The sequence below is a fragment of the Nakamurella sp. genome, assembly GCF_044224575.1.
GTDB lineage: Bacteria > Actinomycetota > Actinomycetes > Mycobacteriales > Nakamurellaceae > Nakamurella.
Map to the genome: position 1 here is coordinate 34,777 of NZ_JBGAKE010000026.1, position 17,248 is coordinate 52,024.

At 69.9% G+C, this 17,248-nt stretch carries 14 protein-coding genes; 8 read left to right on the forward strand and 6 right to left on the reverse strand.

What is annotated here, in order from left to right; all coding sequences use genetic code 11:
* Positions 1 to 4: 4 nt before the first annotated feature.
* Entirely contained in the window at positions 5 to 2,179 is a 2,175-nt protein-coding gene (locus tag ACILSK_RS21870; RefSeq protein WP_395729303.1) for a thiamine pyrophosphate-dependent enzyme, read from the reverse strand.
* 352 nt (positions 2,180 to 2,531) lie between these two features.
* Here ACILSK_RS21870 and ACILSK_RS21875 point away from each other — a divergent pair, with 352 nt between their 5' ends.
* Positions 2,532 to 3,290, forward strand: a complete 759-nt coding sequence (locus ACILSK_RS21875; RefSeq protein WP_395729304.1) for a GntR family transcriptional regulator — start codon at positions 2,532 to 2,534, stop codon at positions 3,288 to 3,290.
* Positions 3,291 to 3,344: 54 nt separating this feature from the next.
* Here the strand turns inward: ACILSK_RS21875 and ACILSK_RS21880 are convergent, their stop codons facing one another.
* The 3 genes from ACILSK_RS21880 to ACILSK_RS21890 form a co-directional block, all read right to left on the reverse strand.
* Entirely contained in the window at positions 3,345 to 4,133 is a 789-nt protein-coding gene (locus ACILSK_RS21880) for an HAD-IA family hydrolase (RefSeq protein ID WP_395729305.1), read from the reverse strand.
* Positions 4,133 to 5,005 (reverse strand): ketose-bisphosphate aldolase, encoded by an 873-nt coding sequence (locus ACILSK_RS21885; RefSeq protein WP_395729306.1) that lies wholly within the window; start codon positions 5,003 to 5,005, stop codon positions 4,133 to 4,135. The genes ACILSK_RS21880 and ACILSK_RS21885 overlap by 1 nt, the downstream gene beginning before the upstream one ends.
* A gap of 154 nt (positions 5,006 to 5,159) precedes the next feature.
* Entirely contained in the window at positions 5,160 to 5,936 is a 777-nt protein-coding gene (locus tag ACILSK_RS21890) for a triose-phosphate isomerase family protein (RefSeq protein WP_395729307.1), read from the reverse strand.
* A 146-nt stretch (positions 5,937 to 6,082) separates the two neighbouring features.
* Here ACILSK_RS21890 and ACILSK_RS21895 point away from each other — a divergent pair, with 146 nt between their 5' ends.
* Entirely contained in the window at positions 6,083 to 7,735 is a 1,653-nt protein-coding gene (locus ACILSK_RS21895) for an FAD-dependent oxidoreductase (protein ID WP_395729308.1), read from the forward strand.
* Between the two features lie 215 nt (positions 7,736 to 7,950).
* Here ACILSK_RS21895 and ACILSK_RS21900 read toward each other — a convergent pair whose 3' ends face one another.
* Entirely contained in the window at positions 7,951 to 9,456 is a 1,506-nt protein-coding gene (locus ACILSK_RS21900) for an FGGY family carbohydrate kinase (protein ID WP_395729309.1), read from the reverse strand.
* A 533-nt stretch (positions 9,457 to 9,989) separates the two neighbouring features.
* On the opposite strand from ACILSK_RS21900, the gene ACILSK_RS21905 reads away from it, so the two are divergent.
* The 3 genes from ACILSK_RS21905 to ACILSK_RS21915 all read left to right on the forward strand — a co-directional run bounded on the left by ACILSK_RS21905 (position 9,990) and on the right by ACILSK_RS21915 (position 12,998).
* Positions 9,990 to 10,922 carry a hypothetical protein gene (locus tag ACILSK_RS21905; RefSeq protein WP_395729310.1) on the forward strand — a complete coding sequence of 311 codons (933 nt, stop codon included), beginning with the start codon at positions 9,990 to 9,992 and terminating at the stop codon, positions 10,920 to 10,922.
* Between the two features lie 75 nt (positions 10,923 to 10,997).
* Positions 10,998 to 11,819 (forward strand): HAD-IIB family hydrolase, encoded by an 822-nt coding sequence (locus ACILSK_RS21910; protein WP_395729311.1) that lies wholly within the window; start codon positions 10,998 to 11,000, stop codon positions 11,817 to 11,819.
* Between the two features lie 147 nt (positions 11,820 to 11,966).
* Positions 11,967 to 12,998: a putative zinc-binding metallopeptidase gene (locus ACILSK_RS21915; RefSeq protein WP_395729312.1), complete on the forward strand. Its 1,032-nt coding sequence runs from the start codon at positions 11,967 to 11,969 to the stop codon at positions 12,996 to 12,998.
* A 58-nt stretch (positions 12,999 to 13,056) separates the two neighbouring features.
* On the opposite strand, the gene ACILSK_RS21920 is transcribed toward ACILSK_RS21915, so the two are convergent.
* On the reverse strand, positions 13,057 to 14,193 hold the full coding sequence (locus tag ACILSK_RS21920) for a hypothetical protein (protein ID WP_395729313.1): 1,137 nt from the start codon (positions 14,191 to 14,193) through the stop codon (positions 13,057 to 13,059).
* 112 nt (positions 14,194 to 14,305) lie between these two features.
* Between ACILSK_RS21920 and ACILSK_RS21925 the strand changes: the two genes are divergently transcribed.
* Genes ACILSK_RS21925 through ACILSK_RS21935 form a run of 3 tightly spaced genes read left to right on the forward strand, consistent with a single transcriptional unit; the run spans position 14,306 to position 17,240 of the window.
* Complete coding sequence (locus tag ACILSK_RS21925; protein ID WP_395729314.1) at positions 14,306 to 15,859, forward strand: replication-associated recombination protein A; 1,554 nt, start codon at positions 14,306 to 14,308, stop codon at positions 15,857 to 15,859.
* Between the two features lie 5 nt (positions 15,860 to 15,864).
* Entirely contained in the window at positions 15,865 to 16,845 is a 981-nt protein-coding gene (locus tag ACILSK_RS21930; protein ID WP_395729315.1) for a quinone oxidoreductase family protein, read from the forward strand.
* Positions 16,842 to 17,240 (forward strand): nuclear transport factor 2 family protein, encoded by a 399-nt coding sequence (locus tag ACILSK_RS21935; RefSeq protein WP_395729316.1) that lies wholly within the window; start codon positions 16,842 to 16,844, stop codon positions 17,238 to 17,240. The genes ACILSK_RS21930 and ACILSK_RS21935 overlap by 4 nt, the downstream gene beginning before the upstream one ends.
* Positions 17,241 to 17,248 lie beyond the last annotated feature (8 nt).

Genomic DNA, 17,248 nt, shown 5'->3' on the forward strand with positions numbered 1-17,248 from the left:
CAGGTCAGATGGACGTGAGGGCGTCGGCGATGTCGTCGACATTGGCCAGCGCGGCCGCTTCCAGCACCCTGGAGATGCTGGGCGAGGACTCGGTGCCGACCACCCGGCCGACGGGCGCGTCCAGCCAGTCGAAGTAGCGCCGCTGGATCTCGTCGGCCAGCCAGCCGCCGTAGGAGGTGCCCAGCGAGCCCTGCTCGACGATGACGACCTTGTTCGTCTTGCGGATGCTCTGCTCGATGGTGTCCCAGTCCAGGCTCGCCCGGTCGAGCCACCGCAGGTCGATGACCTCGGCGTCGACGCCCGCCTTGTCGGCCGCCTCGATCGATTTGCCGACCATGGCCAGGTAGGACAGCACCGTCACGGCCGACCCCGCCCGCCGGATGGCGGCCTGGCCGGGGGGCAGGATGTAGTTCCAGTCGGACTTGGGGGCCGGGCCGGACGACTTGTACAGGTCGGCGTCGTGCTCCAGCACCACGACCGGGTCCTTGAGGTGCATGGCCGCGTTGACCAGGCCCACGTAGTCGAGCGCGTTGGACGGAGCGATGATCCGCCAGCCCGGCGAGGTGGCCATGATGCCGGCCGGGTCCATCGAGTGCTGCGAGCCGTACCCGGTGTTGATGCCGATCTTGATGCGCATCAGCAGCGGCATGTCGTGGTCGCCGCCGAACATGTGCCGGGCCTTACCGATCTGGTTGAAGATCTGGTCGGCGGCGACCCAGATGAAGTCGGCGTACATGAGCTCGACGACCGGGTAGAAGCGCCCGTCCTGGGCCAGCCCACCGCCGAGGCCGGTGAATGCGGCCTCGGAGATGGGGGTGCCGAAGACCCGATCCTCGTACTTCTCGCGCAGGCCTTTGGTGGCGCCGCGGGATCCGCCGTTGAGCCGGTGCACGTCCTCGCCCATGACCACGATCCGGCCGTTCTCGGCCATCCGGACGCCCATCACGTCGGCGACGACGTCGACGTACTTGCGATTCTCGAGCTCGGACTCGTCGAAGTCGGAGTTCTCCCGGACCGTCAGCCCGTCCAACGAGGACAGGTCGCCGCGGATGCCGACGTCGACGAACGCCGGGTCCGGCCACAGCTCGGGCCGGATGCGCTGCTGTCCGGGCTTGCCGTTCGGGTCCTGCTCGACCAGCCGGCCACCGATCTCGCCGAGGGCGCCCTTGATCGACTTGCGGACGCCGGCCAGCTCCACCTCGGTGTACAGACCCCGGCGCAGCAGGTGGCCCTCGAGCTTGGCGATCGGGTCGCGGTCGCGCCAGCTCTGCTCCTCCTCCTTGGCCCGGTAGCCGAAGGCGCTGCCCGGGAACGGGCCGTTCTGGTGGAAGTAGCGGTAGGTGTCCACCTCGATGACCGTCGGGCCGCCGCCGTGCCGCATGGTTTCCAGCGCCTGCTGCATGGCCAGGTAGACGGCGACGGTGTCCATGCCGTCGACCTTCCAGCTGGGAATGCCGAAGCCCAGTCCGCGGGCCGAGAGCCGCGAGTCGCCGGTGGCCTCCTCGACGGTGGTGGAGACGGCGTACTGGTTGTTCTCGATGAAGAAGCAGACCGGCAGCTTCCAGGCCGCGGCCAGGTTCATCGTCTCCAGCACCGACCCGATGTTCGTCGCGCCGTCGCCGAAGTAGGTGACCGAGACGTTGGTGGTGTCGGCGTGCTTGTCGGCGAAGGCGAAACCGGCGGCGAACGGCACTGCCCCGCCGACGATGGCATTGGTGCCCATGGCGCCGGCTTCCATCCACTGCAGGTGCATGGAGCCGCCGCGCCCACGGCAGTAGCCGTCGGCCAGACCGGCGATCTCGGCCATGCTCTTGTACAGGACCTCGGTCACCTTGTCGCTCAGCGGCTTGCGCGGGTCAATGCCGTCGGGGGAGACGAAACCGAAGGCCTTGGCCAGGAACTGGTGATGGCCGCGATGCGAGCCGTTGACCTGGTCGTCGGCCACGAGCGGGAGGATGGATCCGACGGCGCCGCCTTCCTGGCCGATCGAGGAGTGCGCGGGCCCGTTGACCAGCTTCTGGCCGGCGAGAACGAGCACCTCCTCCTCAAATGCGCGGATCAGGTGCAGTTGGGCGAGCATCGTGTCCAGGACGGCCGGCTCGATCGCGTCCCAATCGGCGTCGGTGGAGCTCAGGGCGACCCACGGGGCAAGCGGCTTGAGGGGCGACGTCTGCGGCATCGGGAGATTCCTTCGGTTGGTCGGGCGGGAGAGGATCTCCGGGACGGTCCGGGGCGATGGTCAACGCACCCTCTCCTCGTCGAGATCCTGACCTGACAACCGGCGGCGGGCCGCCGGTCTTGCTATACAACTCTATACATGTATAGGTTCAGCTGGCAAGATGCGATTCCTGATCCTCCCGGTCTCGATCCGGCGGCGGTGCGGCAACGGAGGTCGGTGTCGAGCGCGTTCGGTGAGTGCGCGGACGTACAATTCGGGCCAATCTGTCCATGCTGTGTGAAAGTCGCCGTCGCTGTGCACAGCTCCACGTCATTCAGGGGGAAACGATGCTCGGCTCGGAGGTTGTCCGATCATGACCGTCCTACAGACCGACGAGCCACTGGTGACGTTGGATCGCAGCGGATCGACGCCCCTGTACATCCAGCTGGCCAACGTGCTGCGGGGCAAGATCGAGCGCGGCGAGTGGAAGCCGGATCAGAAGATCCCGTCGGAGAACGAGCTGAACCGGATGTACGGCATCAGCCGGATGACCGCGCGCCAGGTGCTCGCCCAGCTGGTCAACGAGGAGCTGCTGTTCCGCGTGCAGGGCAAGGGCACCTTTGTCGCGCACCGCAAGATCGGCACCCGGTCGCCGGCCTACCAGGGCATCCGCGAGCAGCTCGAACAGCTGGGCTACGCAACCACCACCCGGGTGCTGTCCAGTGACGTCGTCACCGCCGACGCGAGAGTGGCTCAGCACCTGAAGATCTCGCCGGAAGACCCGGTCTACCGGCTCCGTCGGGTCCGGATGGTGGAGAACGAACCGATCAGTCTGCATACCTCTTTCGTTCCGCAGAAGCTGGCGCCTGAACTCGCCGCCGACGATCTGGTGAACCGGCAGTTGTGCGTCATCCTGGAAGACGAGTACGCCCTGCGGATGAGCTCGGTGGACGAGAGCCTGGAATCCACCCTGCCGTCGGCGGAGGAGGCCAAGCTGCTCAAGATCAGGCGGACGACGCCGTTGCTGCTGCTGCGGCAGGAGATCTCCGATTCGCTCGGTCAGCGGTTCGAGTACTCCCGCATCCTGTTCCGCGGGGACAAGATCCGCCTGGAGTTCCACTACGACCTGTAGGTCCACGAACCCGCCCGGAGTTCCCGGGCGGGCGACCAGGCTCGACCGCCCGGCTCAGGCGGAGACCGCGGTGGCCGGGGCGGCGGTCTCGGTGAGAATCCGCTGCAGCGAGGCCACGGTGATGATGCCGTCCGCACGCACATCGGCGCCGGCCCGGTACTGCGCCGGTGCGGACGGTTCGCCCAGGTCGGACACCACGACGGCGGCGGCCGGGAACGGATCCTGCGCGGTGAACGAGCTGACCGTCACGATGTGCCGCAGGCCGGCCGCGGCCGCGGCCTTGGCTCCGGACTCGGAGTCCTCGACGACCACGGCGTCGTCGGCGGATAGGCCCAGTTCCCGCAGGGTGAGCAGGTAGATATCCGGGGCCGGCTTCTTGGCCGGCACGATGTCGCCGGCCCAGACCCCGGCGATCCGGGCCCGGGTTTCCGGTCCGACCACCGAGACCAGCACGGCCTCAACGCTCTTGGTGGCGGACGTCGAGGCCACCGCGACCTGCCAGCCGGCGTCCAGTGCCGCCTCGATGAGGCGTTTGACCCCGGGGCGGCCGGGCAGCGCGCCCCGCTCGACCAGATCGATGTAGACCTCGCTCTTGCGCTGGTGCGCGGCGGCGACCTTGGCCGCGGTCTCCTCCGGTGTGCCGAACTCCAGTTCGGGGTGCTGGCGCAGGTAGGCGAGCATGCGTTCCTTGCCGCCGCCGACCTTGAGCAGTTCGGCGTACTCCTCCTGCGACCACTGGAAGGGCAACCCGAGCTCACGGAACGTCTGATTGAACGCGACCAGGTGGCCGTCGCGTTCGGTGTCGGCCAGGACGCCGTCGCAGTCGAGAATGAGCGCGGGCATCAGGCCGACACCCCGCCCGCGGCACCCTTGCTGCCGAACTCGCCGATGTGCTCGATGACGGTGGCCTGCACGGCCGCGTTGATGTCGTCGAACATCTTGACGGGCTCCCACTTGCCGGTCTGCTCGGCCTTGGCGATGTGGTCGCGGGCGGCGTGCATGTAGGCCAGTTTGATGGTGGTGGAGATGTTGATCTTCGCGACTCCGTTGTCGATGAACCGCTGGAAGTCCTCGGGGGACAGGCCGGTGCCGCCGTGCAGCACGACCGGCTTGTCGGTCAGCCGGCCGATCTCGGCCACCCGGTCGTATTGCAGGACGGGGGAGGCCTTGTACAGGCCGTGCGCCGTGCCCAGGGCGGGAGCCAGCAGGTCGGTGCCGGTGTCGTCGGCGACCTCGACGATCTTGGCGTTGCTGTAGGAGTGGGTGGCCTCGTCCGAGCCGACGCCGTCCTCGACGCCCACGATGTTCTCGATCTCGCTCTCCACGCCGATGCCGGCGGCGTGACATTCGGCGACGACCTCGCGGGTCTCGTCCCAGGCCTGCTGCAGCGGGCGGTCCGAGGCGTCGAACAGCACCGAGGTCCAGCCGTGCCGGATCACCTCGGTGATCACGGACCGGTCCGGGCAGTGATCCAGATGCAGCGCGACCGGCACCGACGCATTGCCCGCCGCGTGCTGGTAGATCCCCGAGATGATCTCGGCACCCATGCTTTTCACGGTCTTGACCGAGGTCTGCAGGATGATCGGGGACTGGGCCTGCTCGGCGGCGGCGATGATGGCGCGCATCGACAGGTCGTCAACGATGTTGACCGCGGCGACCGCATACCCGGCCCTCTTGGCGGCGACGACGAGGTCGACGGTCTTGGCGATGGTCATGTCAATCCTTCCGGACCGGTGGACGGTGATGGGGCCGTCCAGCTGGCAACTGAGTCATTCGATCGTGGTGGTCGAACACGGTCGACGGGGTCGGGCGTCCGTGAACTGCCGGTCAGCTCATGGTAACGGACATGTATGGACTTGTATAGTCAACCTAGCGGCCAATTCTGTCCGCGACGGCGCGGACCTCGCCGACGATGGCCAGGAAATTGTCCACGTTCACGCCGAACCGGGCCATGAACAGGCCGTCCGGCACGCCCTCGGTATTCTCGCCGGCCGCCTCCGCGACATCACCGAAGGTGCCGGGCTGGGCGCTGCCGCCGTAGACGACCCGGGCCTGCACGTCCCGCTGGGCGATCAGCTCCCGGACGGTCGCGATGGCTTCGGCGACGTGGGCCGGCGGCGCCGGCTGCGGCCGGCCGATCGCCCAGGCCGGCTCGTAGGCGACGAGGATCTCGGCGCCGGCCGGGAACCCGTCGAGCCATCGGTCGAGCTGGGCGCCGACCGCGCCCGCCGCCGAACTGCCCTCGACGTCCTCGCCGACCACGATGATCGGGGCCAGGCCGGCCTCGGCGGTGGCCAGTACCTTGCGGTGCACGGTGTCGTCGTCCTCGCCGAACAGCCGGCGCCGCTCGGGATGGCCGGCCATCACGAACCGGCAGCCCAGCTCGGCCAGCAGCTGCGCGCTGACCTCACCGGTGAAGGGGCCCGGCGGGTACGGCGAGACGTCCTGGGCGCCGACCAGACCGCCACCCGCGCCGAGCGTCTCGAGCAGGGTGGGGATCAGCGGGAAGGACGGGCAGCAGAACAGGCCGGTGGCCCCCTGCGGGGCTTCGGCGACCCCGTCGAGCACGCGCGGGCCCCACGCCCGGGCCTGCGCGGCGGTGAAGTAGCTCTTGGAGCTACAGCCGACCAGGGTGGCTGGCAGCATGGGCGAATCCTCCGTGGCGCTCAACTCGACGTGGGTCGTACCATCTTGTTCTATCTTGTACATACAAGCAACCGGTACGCTGGTCGACGGCGCGCACCGTGCGACCGATTCCCGTTCGCCCCAGTCTGCCTGGAAGGGCCTGACCGATGAATGAACTCGCCCGGGTTTCCCCCACCACCCTGGCCGGCACCGAATTCGACCTGGCGATCGTGGGTGCCGGTATCAACGGCGCGGCCATCGCGCGGGACGCGGCCACCCGCGGCCTGTCCGTGCTGGTGGTCGACAAGGCGGACGCCGGGTCGGGCACGTCGTCCTGGTCCAGCCGGCTGATCCACGGCGGCCTGCGCTATCTCGAGCACGGGGAACTGCGGCTGGTGCATGAGTCGCTGCACGACCGCGAGCGGCTGCTGCACATCGCGCCGCACCTGGTCACCCCGCTGCCGTTCGTGGTGCCGGTCTACCGGCACAACCACAAGCCCGGCTGGATGTTCCGCGCCGGCATGGTGCTCTACGACGCATTGTCGCTGCGCAAGTCGGTGCCCCGGCACCGCGCGCTGGGCCGCAAGGCCGTGGCCGTCGAGCTGGGTTCGCTGAATCCGGACGGGCTGTCCGCCGGCCTGCGCTACTACGACGGCCAGGTCGTGTTCGCCGAACGGCTGGTGCTGGAGACCCTGATGTCCGCCGCGGCCGCCGGCGCGGCGGTGCTGACCTATGCGACCGCGTCCATCACGGTCGACGGTGGCCGCGCGGTCGGGCTGACCGTGCACGACGAGCTGACCGGCACCGACCACCCGGTGCGCGCCCGGGTCGTGGTGAACGCGGCGGGGCCCTGGGTGGACCAGGCCGACGCCGGGCTGGGGCTGGACCGGATGATCGGCGGCACCAAGGGCACGCACATCGTCGTCGACCCGTTCCCGGGGGCGCCGGACGTGGCCATCTACTACGAGGCCCGGTCGGACAACCGCGCCGTGCTGGTGATCCCGTGGAACGGCCGCTACCTCATCGGCACCACCGACGACCGGTTCGACGGCGACCTGGACGCCATTGCCGGCAACGAGGCCGAGATCGACTACCTGCTGGCCGAAACCAACAATCTGATCCCCGAGGCCGGTTTGACGACGGCCTCCGTGCTGTTCAGCTACGCGGGCGTGCGGCCGCTGCCCTACCGGCCCGGGGTCAAGAGTGGCAACATCCCGCGCAGCCACCTGATCCTGACCCACGACACCATCGCGAACCTGATCAGCGTGGTCGGCGGCAAGCTCACCCCGCACCTGAGCCTGGGCACCGAGACGGTGGACAAGGCCGCCGGAATGCTCGGCCGAACGCTGCCGGCGTCGCGGACCGCGCACACCCCGCTGCCGGGCGGGGTCGAGGACTGGCCCGCGACCGCGCGGCGGCTCCGCGGCCGGCTGCCGTTCCCCCAGCCGGTGGTGGACCGGCTGCTGGCCGTGTACGGGGCCCGGTGCGCCGACCTGCTCGCGCTGATCGGTCAGGACGCCGGGCAGGCCCGGCTGATCGGGACCGGCGAAGGCGCCGTGTTGGTGGCCGAGGTGACCATGGCCGTGCAGGTCGAGGGGGCGGTCCGACTGGCCGACATCCTGCACCGCCGCACGATGGTCGGCCTGTACCCGGCCCTCGGCCTGGACATCGACCGGGCGGTTGCGCAGGTCGCGGCGCCGCTGTTGGGCTGGTCGTCGTCGGAGGTCGACGCGCAGGTCCGGGCGCATCGTGACTACGTGCGGACCAGGTTGCTCGGCGGCGTCGCCCGGCGGCTCCCGCAGGACGCCACCGCGGGCTGACCGCCCACGTCCCGACAAGGGCCGGGACGACACCCGTCGTCCCGGCCCTGTTGTCGTCCGCCGGCCCCGCTGCGTTCGCGGGCCCTCGCTGCGCTGATCAAAGCCGCGCCGAATGGGACGAATGTCCGCCGGCGGCGCGGCTTTGATCAGCGAACCGGCGTGCGGAGGCAAGGCTGCCCGTGGTGCGGGCACGCCGGCGTGCCGACGGCCGTCCGTCAGTCGGTGTTGACCTTCTTGGCCCAGCCGCGGGTCAGGTCACGGGCCTCCCGCCAGCCGGCGTACATCGAGTCGGCCTGGTCGCGGCTCATGCTCGGCTCGAACCGGCGGTCCAGCTTCCACTTGCCGGCGACCTCGTCCAGGCTCGAGTAGATGCCGGTGGCCAGGCCGGCCATCAGCATCGCACCGAAGACGGTGGCCTCCGAGATGACCGGCCGCAGGACCGGGATGCCCAGGACGTCGGCCTGCAGCTGGCACAGGAAATTGTTCTTCACCGCGCCGCCGTCGACCCGCAGCTCCGGGATCGTGATGGTGCCGCCGCCCCCCGACAGAGCGGCGTCGACCACGTCCCGGGTCTGGAACACCATCGACTCCACCGCGGCCCGGATGATGTGCAGCCGGGTGGTGGCATTGCTGATGCCGATGATGGCGGCCCGCGCGTAGGGATCCCAGTCCGGCGCGGACAGGCCGGTGAAGGCCGGCACCAGGTAGACGCCATTGGTACTGGGCACCTGGCCGGCGTACCACTCGGAGTCCGGCGCGGCGTGGATCAGCTTCATGTCGTCCCGCAGCCACTGCATGGTCTTGCCCATGGCGAACAGCACGCCCTCGATCTCGTAGGCGTGTGTGCCCTCCACCCCCCAGGCCATGCTCGGGGTCAACCCGGCGACGCGCTGGGGCGTGGTGCCGCAGTTGATGTTCAGCACGCCCGCGGTGCCGTAGGTCATCTTGCTCTGACCGGGGGAGTATGCGGCCTGGCCGAACAGGCCGGCCTGCTGGTCGCCCATGTTGGCCGCGATCGGCACCTCGGCGCCGAACGTCGCGCTCAGGTCACCGACGACGGTGTCGGACGGCACGATCTCGGCCAGCATGCCGACCGGGATGTTGTAGGCCGCCAGCAGGTCGGCGTCCCACTTGAGCGTCTCCAGGTTGAACATCATGGTGCGGGAGGCGTTCGAGTAATCGGTGACGAACGCCTTGCGCCCGGTGAGGTTCCAGATCAGCCAGGTGTCAACGGTTCCCGCCAGCAGCTCGCCGTTCTCGGCCCGCTCCTGCGCGCCGGGGACGGCATCCAGGATGAAGCGGATCTTGGAAGCGGTGTAGTAGGCATCCGGGATGAGCCCGGTGCGTTCCTGGATCATTTCGCCGAAACCCTGCTCGACCCACTTCTCCACGACGGGGGTGGTCTGCCGGGAGGCCCAGACGATGGCGTTGTGGATCGGCCGGCCGGTGTCCTTCTCCCAGACGATGCCGGTCTCGCGCTGGTTGGTCAGGCCGGCGGCAGACAGGTCGGAGGGCTGCAGGCCCGCCTTGCGCAGCGCAGCCCGGATGACCTCCATCTGGATGGAGAGAATCTCCATCGGATCGTGCTCGATCCAGCCGGGCCGAGGGTAGTGCTGGGTGAGCTCCGCGGAGGCGACGCCGAGCACCTCGCACTCCTCGTTGATCACGAATGCGCGGGCACCGGTGGTGCCCTCGTCGATGCCCAGGATGTACCTGCTCACGTGGTTCCCTCTCTGTCGAGCAACTGTGATCGGCGGGTCCGGGTACTCCGGTGGCCGCGTTCCATAGGGGAGTGAGACCAACGTAGATCGGTCGTTCGGAGAGGTCAAGACGTGTACGGACTTGTACGTCCCAGTCCGGTGAATCCGACCGGCATCGATGCGAAATGGTCTCTCGGGGAAGCTTTTCGGAGCGAGGGCGGGCGGCGTCGAAACGTTGCACCAGGGTTGCGCCGGGCTTGCCCGGGGTGCGTCGGAGGGCCATGATCAGGACCCGGATGCGGGCCGGAGATCCCGGCATCGGTCCGGCCCGAGGCGGCCGCTGTGCCGTCCCACGACGAGGACGGCACCGGGCTACGGCCCCGGAAGGGGTGGGCCGGCGGGACGTCCATCGGCGGGCCGGTGCCGTCCGAATCCGACCCGGTCAAGTCTTGTACAGACTTGTATGTACCTGTACTGTTCCCGAAGCGCCCTGATCGACAGCGACGGGGCAAAGTTCCGTCCCGACAACGTGGTACGAGTACGGAAGGCCACCCATGTTCGATGTCGTTTCCCTGTTGCTGGCCCTCGGCGGCGGGTTCTTCGCCGCCGCGATCGGCGCCCTGCACTCCTTCATCTTCACCGGCTTCATGGTCATCGCCGGCACCGGCATCCTCCTCTCCGGGGGCTCCGCGGACTTCCTGAACACCGTCGCCTTCGGCCCGGTCTTCGGTCCGCACGTCGCGTTCGCCGGCGGCGTCGCGGCGGCCGCCTACGCCGCTCGTCGCACCAAGGACGTCGGTGGCAAGGACATCGCCGTCCCGCTCATCTCGATCGAGAAGCCCGACGTGCTCATCGTCGGCGCGCTGTTCGGCGCCGGCGGGTACCTGGTTCAGCTTGGCGTGGCAAAGATCCCGTGGTTCGGCACGCACACCGATACCGTGGCGTTCACCGTGTTCATCTCCGCGCTGATCGTGCGGCTCGCCTTCGGCCGGTCCAGCATCTTCGGCAACCTGCCGGAAGGTGCGGGTTGGGGCCGGTTCGCGCCCAAGGACGAGACCGCCTGGGTGCGCTACCATGAGAAGTTCATTCCCAACAGCATTCTCGGCCTGGGTGCGGGGCTGTTCGCCGCCGGCACCGCTCTCAAGCTGCACGAGCTGTACCCGGACACCCTGGGGCCGACCCTGTACCTGACCTTCGGCCTGTCGGCGGCATCACTGCTGTTCCTCAGCCTGGGCCTGAGCTTCCCGGTGACCCACCACATCACGATCATCGCCGCCCTCGGCGCGATCACCTTCCTGCCGATCGTGGGCGGCAACTACGTGGCGGCCCTGATCATCGGCGCACTGTTCGGCATGATGTCGGCCTGGTTCGCCGAGGTCGGCGCCCGGCTCTTCCACGACCACGGCAACACCCACATCGATCCGCCGGCGACCGCCATCTGGCCGGCCACCCTGGTGGTGCTGGCGCTGGGCGGCGTGCTCGCCTGATCGACCCGCACCACCGTCCGACAGCGTGGCTGCCCAGCGGCAGGCACGCTGTCGGCGTGTGAGAGAGGAACACACATGGCGTCACCGCTGGACCTGTCCCGCACCACGGCCGTCGTCCTGGACGTCGACGGCACCATCGCCGGCGCCGATCATCGGGTCTCCGCACGCACGTCGCGGGCGATGGGCGCGCTCGACGAGGCCGGGGTGCCGGTCGTGCTGGCCACCGGGCGGACCCGGTCGAACGTCCGCGACATCGCCCGGGCGGCCGGCCTGCGGAGCGCGCAGATCAGCTGCAACGGGGCGGTCATCACCGACCCGGCGACCGGGGACGACATCTGGGTGCGCACCGTCCCCGAGTCCGACATGGCCGCCATGATCGAGGTGCACCGGATCACCGGCCGGCCGCTGACCTGGTGGACGGCCGGGCACATCTACGCGACCGACGAGGCGCTGGCCGATGCGATGGCCGTCATCAACGATTCCGAGGTCTCGTTGGGGACGCCGGACCGGATCGAGCCGGACACCGTCGTCAAGACGATGATCTTCGGCACCCGGGACGAGCTGGACGCGGTTGCCCCCGCAATGGCTCGGCTCGTCCCCCGGGCGACGCGCTCGATGGACCAGTTCTGGGAGCTGTCCGGGCCCGACGCCAGCAAATGGGCGGCGATCGAGTTCCTGTTCGACCGGTGGGGCGTCGACCCGGCGTTGGCCGCCGGGGCCGGCGACGGCGGCAACGACGCGATCTGGATGCATCGGATCGGGATGCCGGTCGCCATGGGTAACGCCCGACCGGAGGCTCGGTCGGCGGCCCGGGCCGTGATCGGCCGGCACGACGAGGACGGCGCCGCCGAGTTCCTGGAGGAGATCTTGCGTCAACTCCGGGCCCCGGCGGCCTGACCGCCGTAGTCGGATTGCCGGGTTTGAGATGTCTGCGCGGGGGTACCCGGAGGATGGCAGCCCACTACAGTGAGGCTGCCCGTCATGCCGCGAGTCCCAGCGTGGGGACAGTACCGCGACCGACCCGGACAACCTGGAGAACCACCCATGCGCGATTTCGCCTGCCCGCACTGCGGCCAACAACTGGCCTTCGAGAACTCGGTGTGCCTGAACTGCGGCAATTCCCTCGGCTTCGACCTGGCCGCCCGAGACTTCGCGACCCTCGGGCCCGACGGGGTGACCACCACCGGGCCGGCCCGGAAGATGTGCGCGAACCTGCACGTCGCCGCGTGCAACTGGCTGGTTCCGGTGGACGGTGAGCCGCTGTGCCGCTCGTGTTCGCTGACCCGGACCCGGCCCGCCGACGGGGACCCGGCGCTGCCCGCCTTCGCCGAGGCCGAGGCGGCCAAGCGGCGACTGGTCGTGGAACTGGTGGAGCTCAGCCTGCCGATCAACGACCGGGAGGCCGACCCGGAGAAGGGGCTGACCTTCGACCTGCTGTCCAGCCAGCACGAGAACGTCATCACCGGGCACGACTCCGGCGTCATCACGCTGGACCTGGCCGAGGGCGACGACGTGCACCGCGAGCAGTTGCGGATCTCCATGGACGAGCCCTACCGGACGCTGCTCGGCCACTTCCGGCACGAGACCGGCCACTACTTCTTCTTCGTGCTGGCCGAGACCGGACCCGCCCGGCAGGAGTTCGAATCGCTGTTCGGCGACCCGGATCTGGACTACCAGGAGGCGCTGGACCGGCACTACTCGCAGGGCGCACCGGAGGGCTGGGAGGAGACCTACGTCTCTTCCTACGCGACCATGCACCCGGCCGAGGACTGGGCCGAGACGTTCGCCCACTACCTGCACATCCGGGACACCATCGACACCGCGGCCGCGTTCGGCTTCGCGCCGGCCGGGGCGGCGGCCACCCATGCGCTGCCGGGTGACGTGGGCTTCGACCGGATCATCGCGCTGTGGCTCCCGCTGGCCTGGTCGCTGAACATGATCAACCGGTCGATGGGGCACAAGGATCTGTACCCGTTCGTCCTGCCGCCGGCCGTGCTGGACAAGATGCGGCTGGTGCACAAGCTCGTGGCCGCGGAGAACACGCCGGCCGAGGTGAACGCGGCCGTCGGCGCCTGATCCGTTCGCGTCGTCACCCGTCCCGGCCGGGCGGGTGACGACGACGCGGGCCGGGCGATCAGTACTTCGGTCCGAAGCGGTACGGATCCGCCTCGCGGTTCTCACGCTGCCGCCGGGCGGTGCGGTCGGTCCGGACCTGGACAAGGATGCCCTCGGCCTCCTCGAGCGTTTTCATCGTGGCCTTGTCGGCCAGCATCTGCCGGTCGCCCTCGAACTCGTTGCCGACCATCGCGCCCATCGCCGCATACTTCTGCACCACGTACATGATCGAATCGAGCTTGCCCTTCGCGACGTCCAGCTGCCGGGTCTCGTCCTCGACGGCGCCGGACCGCAGGTCGGTCAGGTTGCCGCGGGCGACGCCGAAGCGGCCGACGGCCGTGCCGGTCGCGCCGCCGCCGCTGACCACGTCGCCCGCGTGATCCCACCAGGCGCCGAGGTCCAGGTTGCACTGGCCGGCGAACCAGCCGGTCTCCTTGCCCTCGATCGGCTGGTGCAGGTCGATGTGCACGTCGGTGTGACCGCCGGTGATCACGTGCAGGCTGGGGCTGCCCGGCGAACCCGGGATCTGCCGAAAGGCGTTGGGCGATCCGTGGTACCAGCGCGCCGTCACCGGGTTGTCCCGGCAGAAGTTGCCGCTGCCGACGAGGTCCGCGGTGAGCGAGCCCGGGTCGTTCCAACTGAACCCGACCCCGAAATTGTCGGTCACCCAGGCGCCGTTGATCGCGGACACGTACTTCCAGAGGAACGCCGCGGACGCCGTGATCATGGCTGCCACCCGGGCGATGGCCGCGAGGTTGGCATTGGACTCCTCGTTGAGCGCCTCGGCCAGGGTGGGTTTGCCCTTCCAGTCGTAGACGCTCTTGTCGGCCAGCTTGGTCTTGAGCGTCGGATCGAGCGATTCGAACGGGGTCCCGGTCAGATCCTCCGGCTTCCGGTCGGCGGCGGGCGTCCCGGGCGGAGGCGCCGGATCGGCGGGTGCCGGTCGGCTCTGGCGCTGGACCATCAGCCGGCTCAGCGCCTGGTTGCCGGCGGTGCGTTGCACCGTGCCCGCCCAGAGCGCCCGCGAGCCCCGGTCGGGCCCGGCCGCGGTGCGGTCGGGAGCGCCGGCCACCCCGAGGCGGACGGTCGGACCGGGCCGCGGCCGAGCGGCCTCGGTGGCCGCCGGAGTCTCCGCCGTCCCGTGCATCGGGCCCATGCCGGCGACTCTGCCATCCCGGAACCCTCACCGGCGGGCAGTCCTGGCTGCCCTTTCGGGCACATCGCCCGCCCGTTCGTCTCCGGCGGGCGGGACCGGTAGCGTCGCCCGGGTGAGTGTGGACGATCCGGGTCTGTTCGCGGTCGGTGGGCAACCGGGCCGAACCGCCGGACCGGAGGGCGCCCACCCGGTCGACCGCCCAGCAGGGCGGCCGGACCGGCCGGTCGATCCGCACGCCCCGCTGGCCGCCCGGATGCGGCCCAGAACACTGGACGAGGTGGTCGGCCAGCAGCATCTGCTGGGTCCGGGCGCGCCGCTGCGCCGGCTCGTGCAGGGCGGGGCCCCGTCGTCCATGCTGCTGTACGGGCCGCCCGGAACCGGCAAGACCACGCTGGCCACCCTGGTGGCCGGTTCCACCGGCCGCTACTTCGCCCAGCTGTCCGCGGTTTCCGCCGGGGTGAAGGAGGTCCGCGCGGTGATCTCGGAGGCCACGGCGCGGCTCCGGTCGACCGGCGAACAGACGGTGCTGTTCATCGACGAGGTGCACCGGTTCTCCCGCACGCAGCAGGATTCATTGCTGGCCGCCGTCGAGGACCGCACCATCGTGCTGGTCGCCGCAACCACCGAGAACCCTTTCTTCTCAGTGGTTTCGCCGCTGCTGTCCCGGTCGCTGATCCTGCAACTGCAGCCGCTGACCGACGCCGAGGTCGGCGAGCTGATCGGGCGCGCGGTCGCCGACGAGCGGGGCCTGGGCGGCGCGTTCACCGTGACCGACGAGGCGACGGCGCATCTGGTCGCGCTGGCCGGCGGGGACGCCCGGCGGGCGCTGACCGCGCTGGAGGCGGCCGCCGAGTCGGTCCGCGAGCTGGACGACCAAGGGGCGAGCGACACCGAGTCGGCCGACGGCAGCGACCGGGAGATCGGCCTGGCAGCGGTGGAACGGGCGGTCAACCGGGCCGCCGTGCGGTACGACCGGTCCGGTGATCAGCACTACGACGTCACCAGCGCGTTCATCAAGTCGATCCGCGGGAGTGACGTCGACGCGGCGCTGCACTACCTGGCCCGGATGATCGAGGCGGGGGAGGATCCGCGGTTCATCGCCCGCCGGTTGATGATCCACGCCTCCGAGGATGTGGGCATGGCCGACCCGACGGCCCTGCCCGCGGCGGTCGCGGCGGCCCAGGTCGTGCAGCTCGTCGGGCTGCCCGAGGCCCGGATCGCGTTGGCCCAGGCCACGATTCACCTGGCGACGGCACCGAAGTCGAACGCGGTGATCGCCGCGATCGACGCGGCGATGGCCGACGTCCGTGAGGGTCGCGCCGGTTCCGTCCCGCCGGCGCTGCGGGACGGGCACTACCCGGGGGCGCAGCGGCTGGGTCATGCCCAGCGGTACGTCTATCCGCACGGCCGGCCCGGTGCCGTGGTGGCGCAGCAGTACCCGCCGGACGAGCTGGTCGGCCGGGACTACTACCACCCGACCGGTTACGGCGCCGAAGGTGTGCTGGCCGACCGGGTGCCCAAGCTACGCCGCAGCATCCGTGGTCGCAGTGCCGAGAACCGCGGTGGCGAGAACCGCGGTGCCGAGAACCGCGGTGGCGAGAACCGCAGTGGCGAGAACACCGACAGCACAACTGCGCCCGATCCGGGCGCCGGGCAGAAGGGTTGAACGGCATGGGCGAGGGACTGATCAACGCCATCCAGATCACGGAGAACGGCGGACCGGAGGTATTGCGGTTCACCGAGGTCGACGCGCCGGAGGCCGGGCCGGGCCAGCTCGCGGTGCAGGTCGCCGCCGCCGGGGTGAACTTCATCGACATCTATCACCGGCAGGGTGTCTACCCCTTGCCGTTGCCCAGGGTGCTCGGGTTGGAGGGTGCCGGGCGGGTGATCGCGGTCGGCGAGGGGGTGTCCGCCTTCCAGATCGGCGACCGGGTGGCCTGGCTGGACGTCTTCGGCTCCTACGCGCAGGTCGCCGTCGATTCGCCGGACAAGTTCATCCTGGTCCCGGCCGACGTCTCGGACGAGCAGGCGGCGGCGGTGGCGTTGCAGGGGCTGACCGCGCATGCGCTGGCGACCGACGTCTACCGGATCAATCCGGGCGATGCCGTGTTGATCCACGCCGGCGCCGGCGGGGTCGGCCTGCTGCTCACCCAGATCGCCAAGATCAAGGGAGCGCGGGTCATCACCACGGTGTCGACCCCGGCCAAGGCGGCCCTGTCCCGCAGTGCGGGAGCCGACGAGGTCGTCATCGGCTACGATGATTTCCCCTCCCAGGCAAGAGCTTTCACCGACGGTGCGGGCGTCAACGTCGTCTACGACGGGGTCGGCGCGGCCACCTTCGACGGGTCACTGGAGTCGATCCGCCGGCGCGGAATGATGGTGCTGTTCGGCGGGGCCAGCGGGCAGGTGCCGCCGTTCGACATCCAGCGGCTCAACCAGCGCGGCTCGCTCACCCTGACCCGGCCGAAGGTCTACGACTTCGTCGCCGACCATGCCGAGATGGTCGGCCGAGCGGCGGACGTCTTCGGTTGGATCGCCGACGGCCGGTTGGACGTGCGCATCGGCGGGCGGTACCCGCTCGCGCAGGCGGCGCAGGCGCAGGAGGATCTGGCCGCCCGGAAGACGACCGGGAAGCTCGTCCTCATTCCGTGACCGGCACCGCCGAGAACGTCGCCGTCGTCGACGCGTTTCTGGACGCGTTCAACCACGGCGACCTGACGGCGCTGCGCGCCTGCCTGGCCGACGACCTGGTCGCGTTGATCACCGGCCCGGACGGCGGGCCGGTCGAGTTGATCGGTGCCGACGCCTACGTCGGGGCCGTGGAGGCGATGAACCTGCCCGCCGTCGACTACTCGGTGACGCTGACCCAGCGGCCGGTGCCGGTGCCGCCGGACCGGGTGCTGGTGATGGTGGAGGTCCGGGCGCACCGGGCGGGCACTGCTCTGCACAACTTCGCCGGGCACCTGCTGCGAGTGGCCGGCGGCCGGATTGCCCAGATGTGGATGGTGGATGCGAAGCCGGCCGAGAGTGATGCGTTCTGGGCGTGATCGCGTGA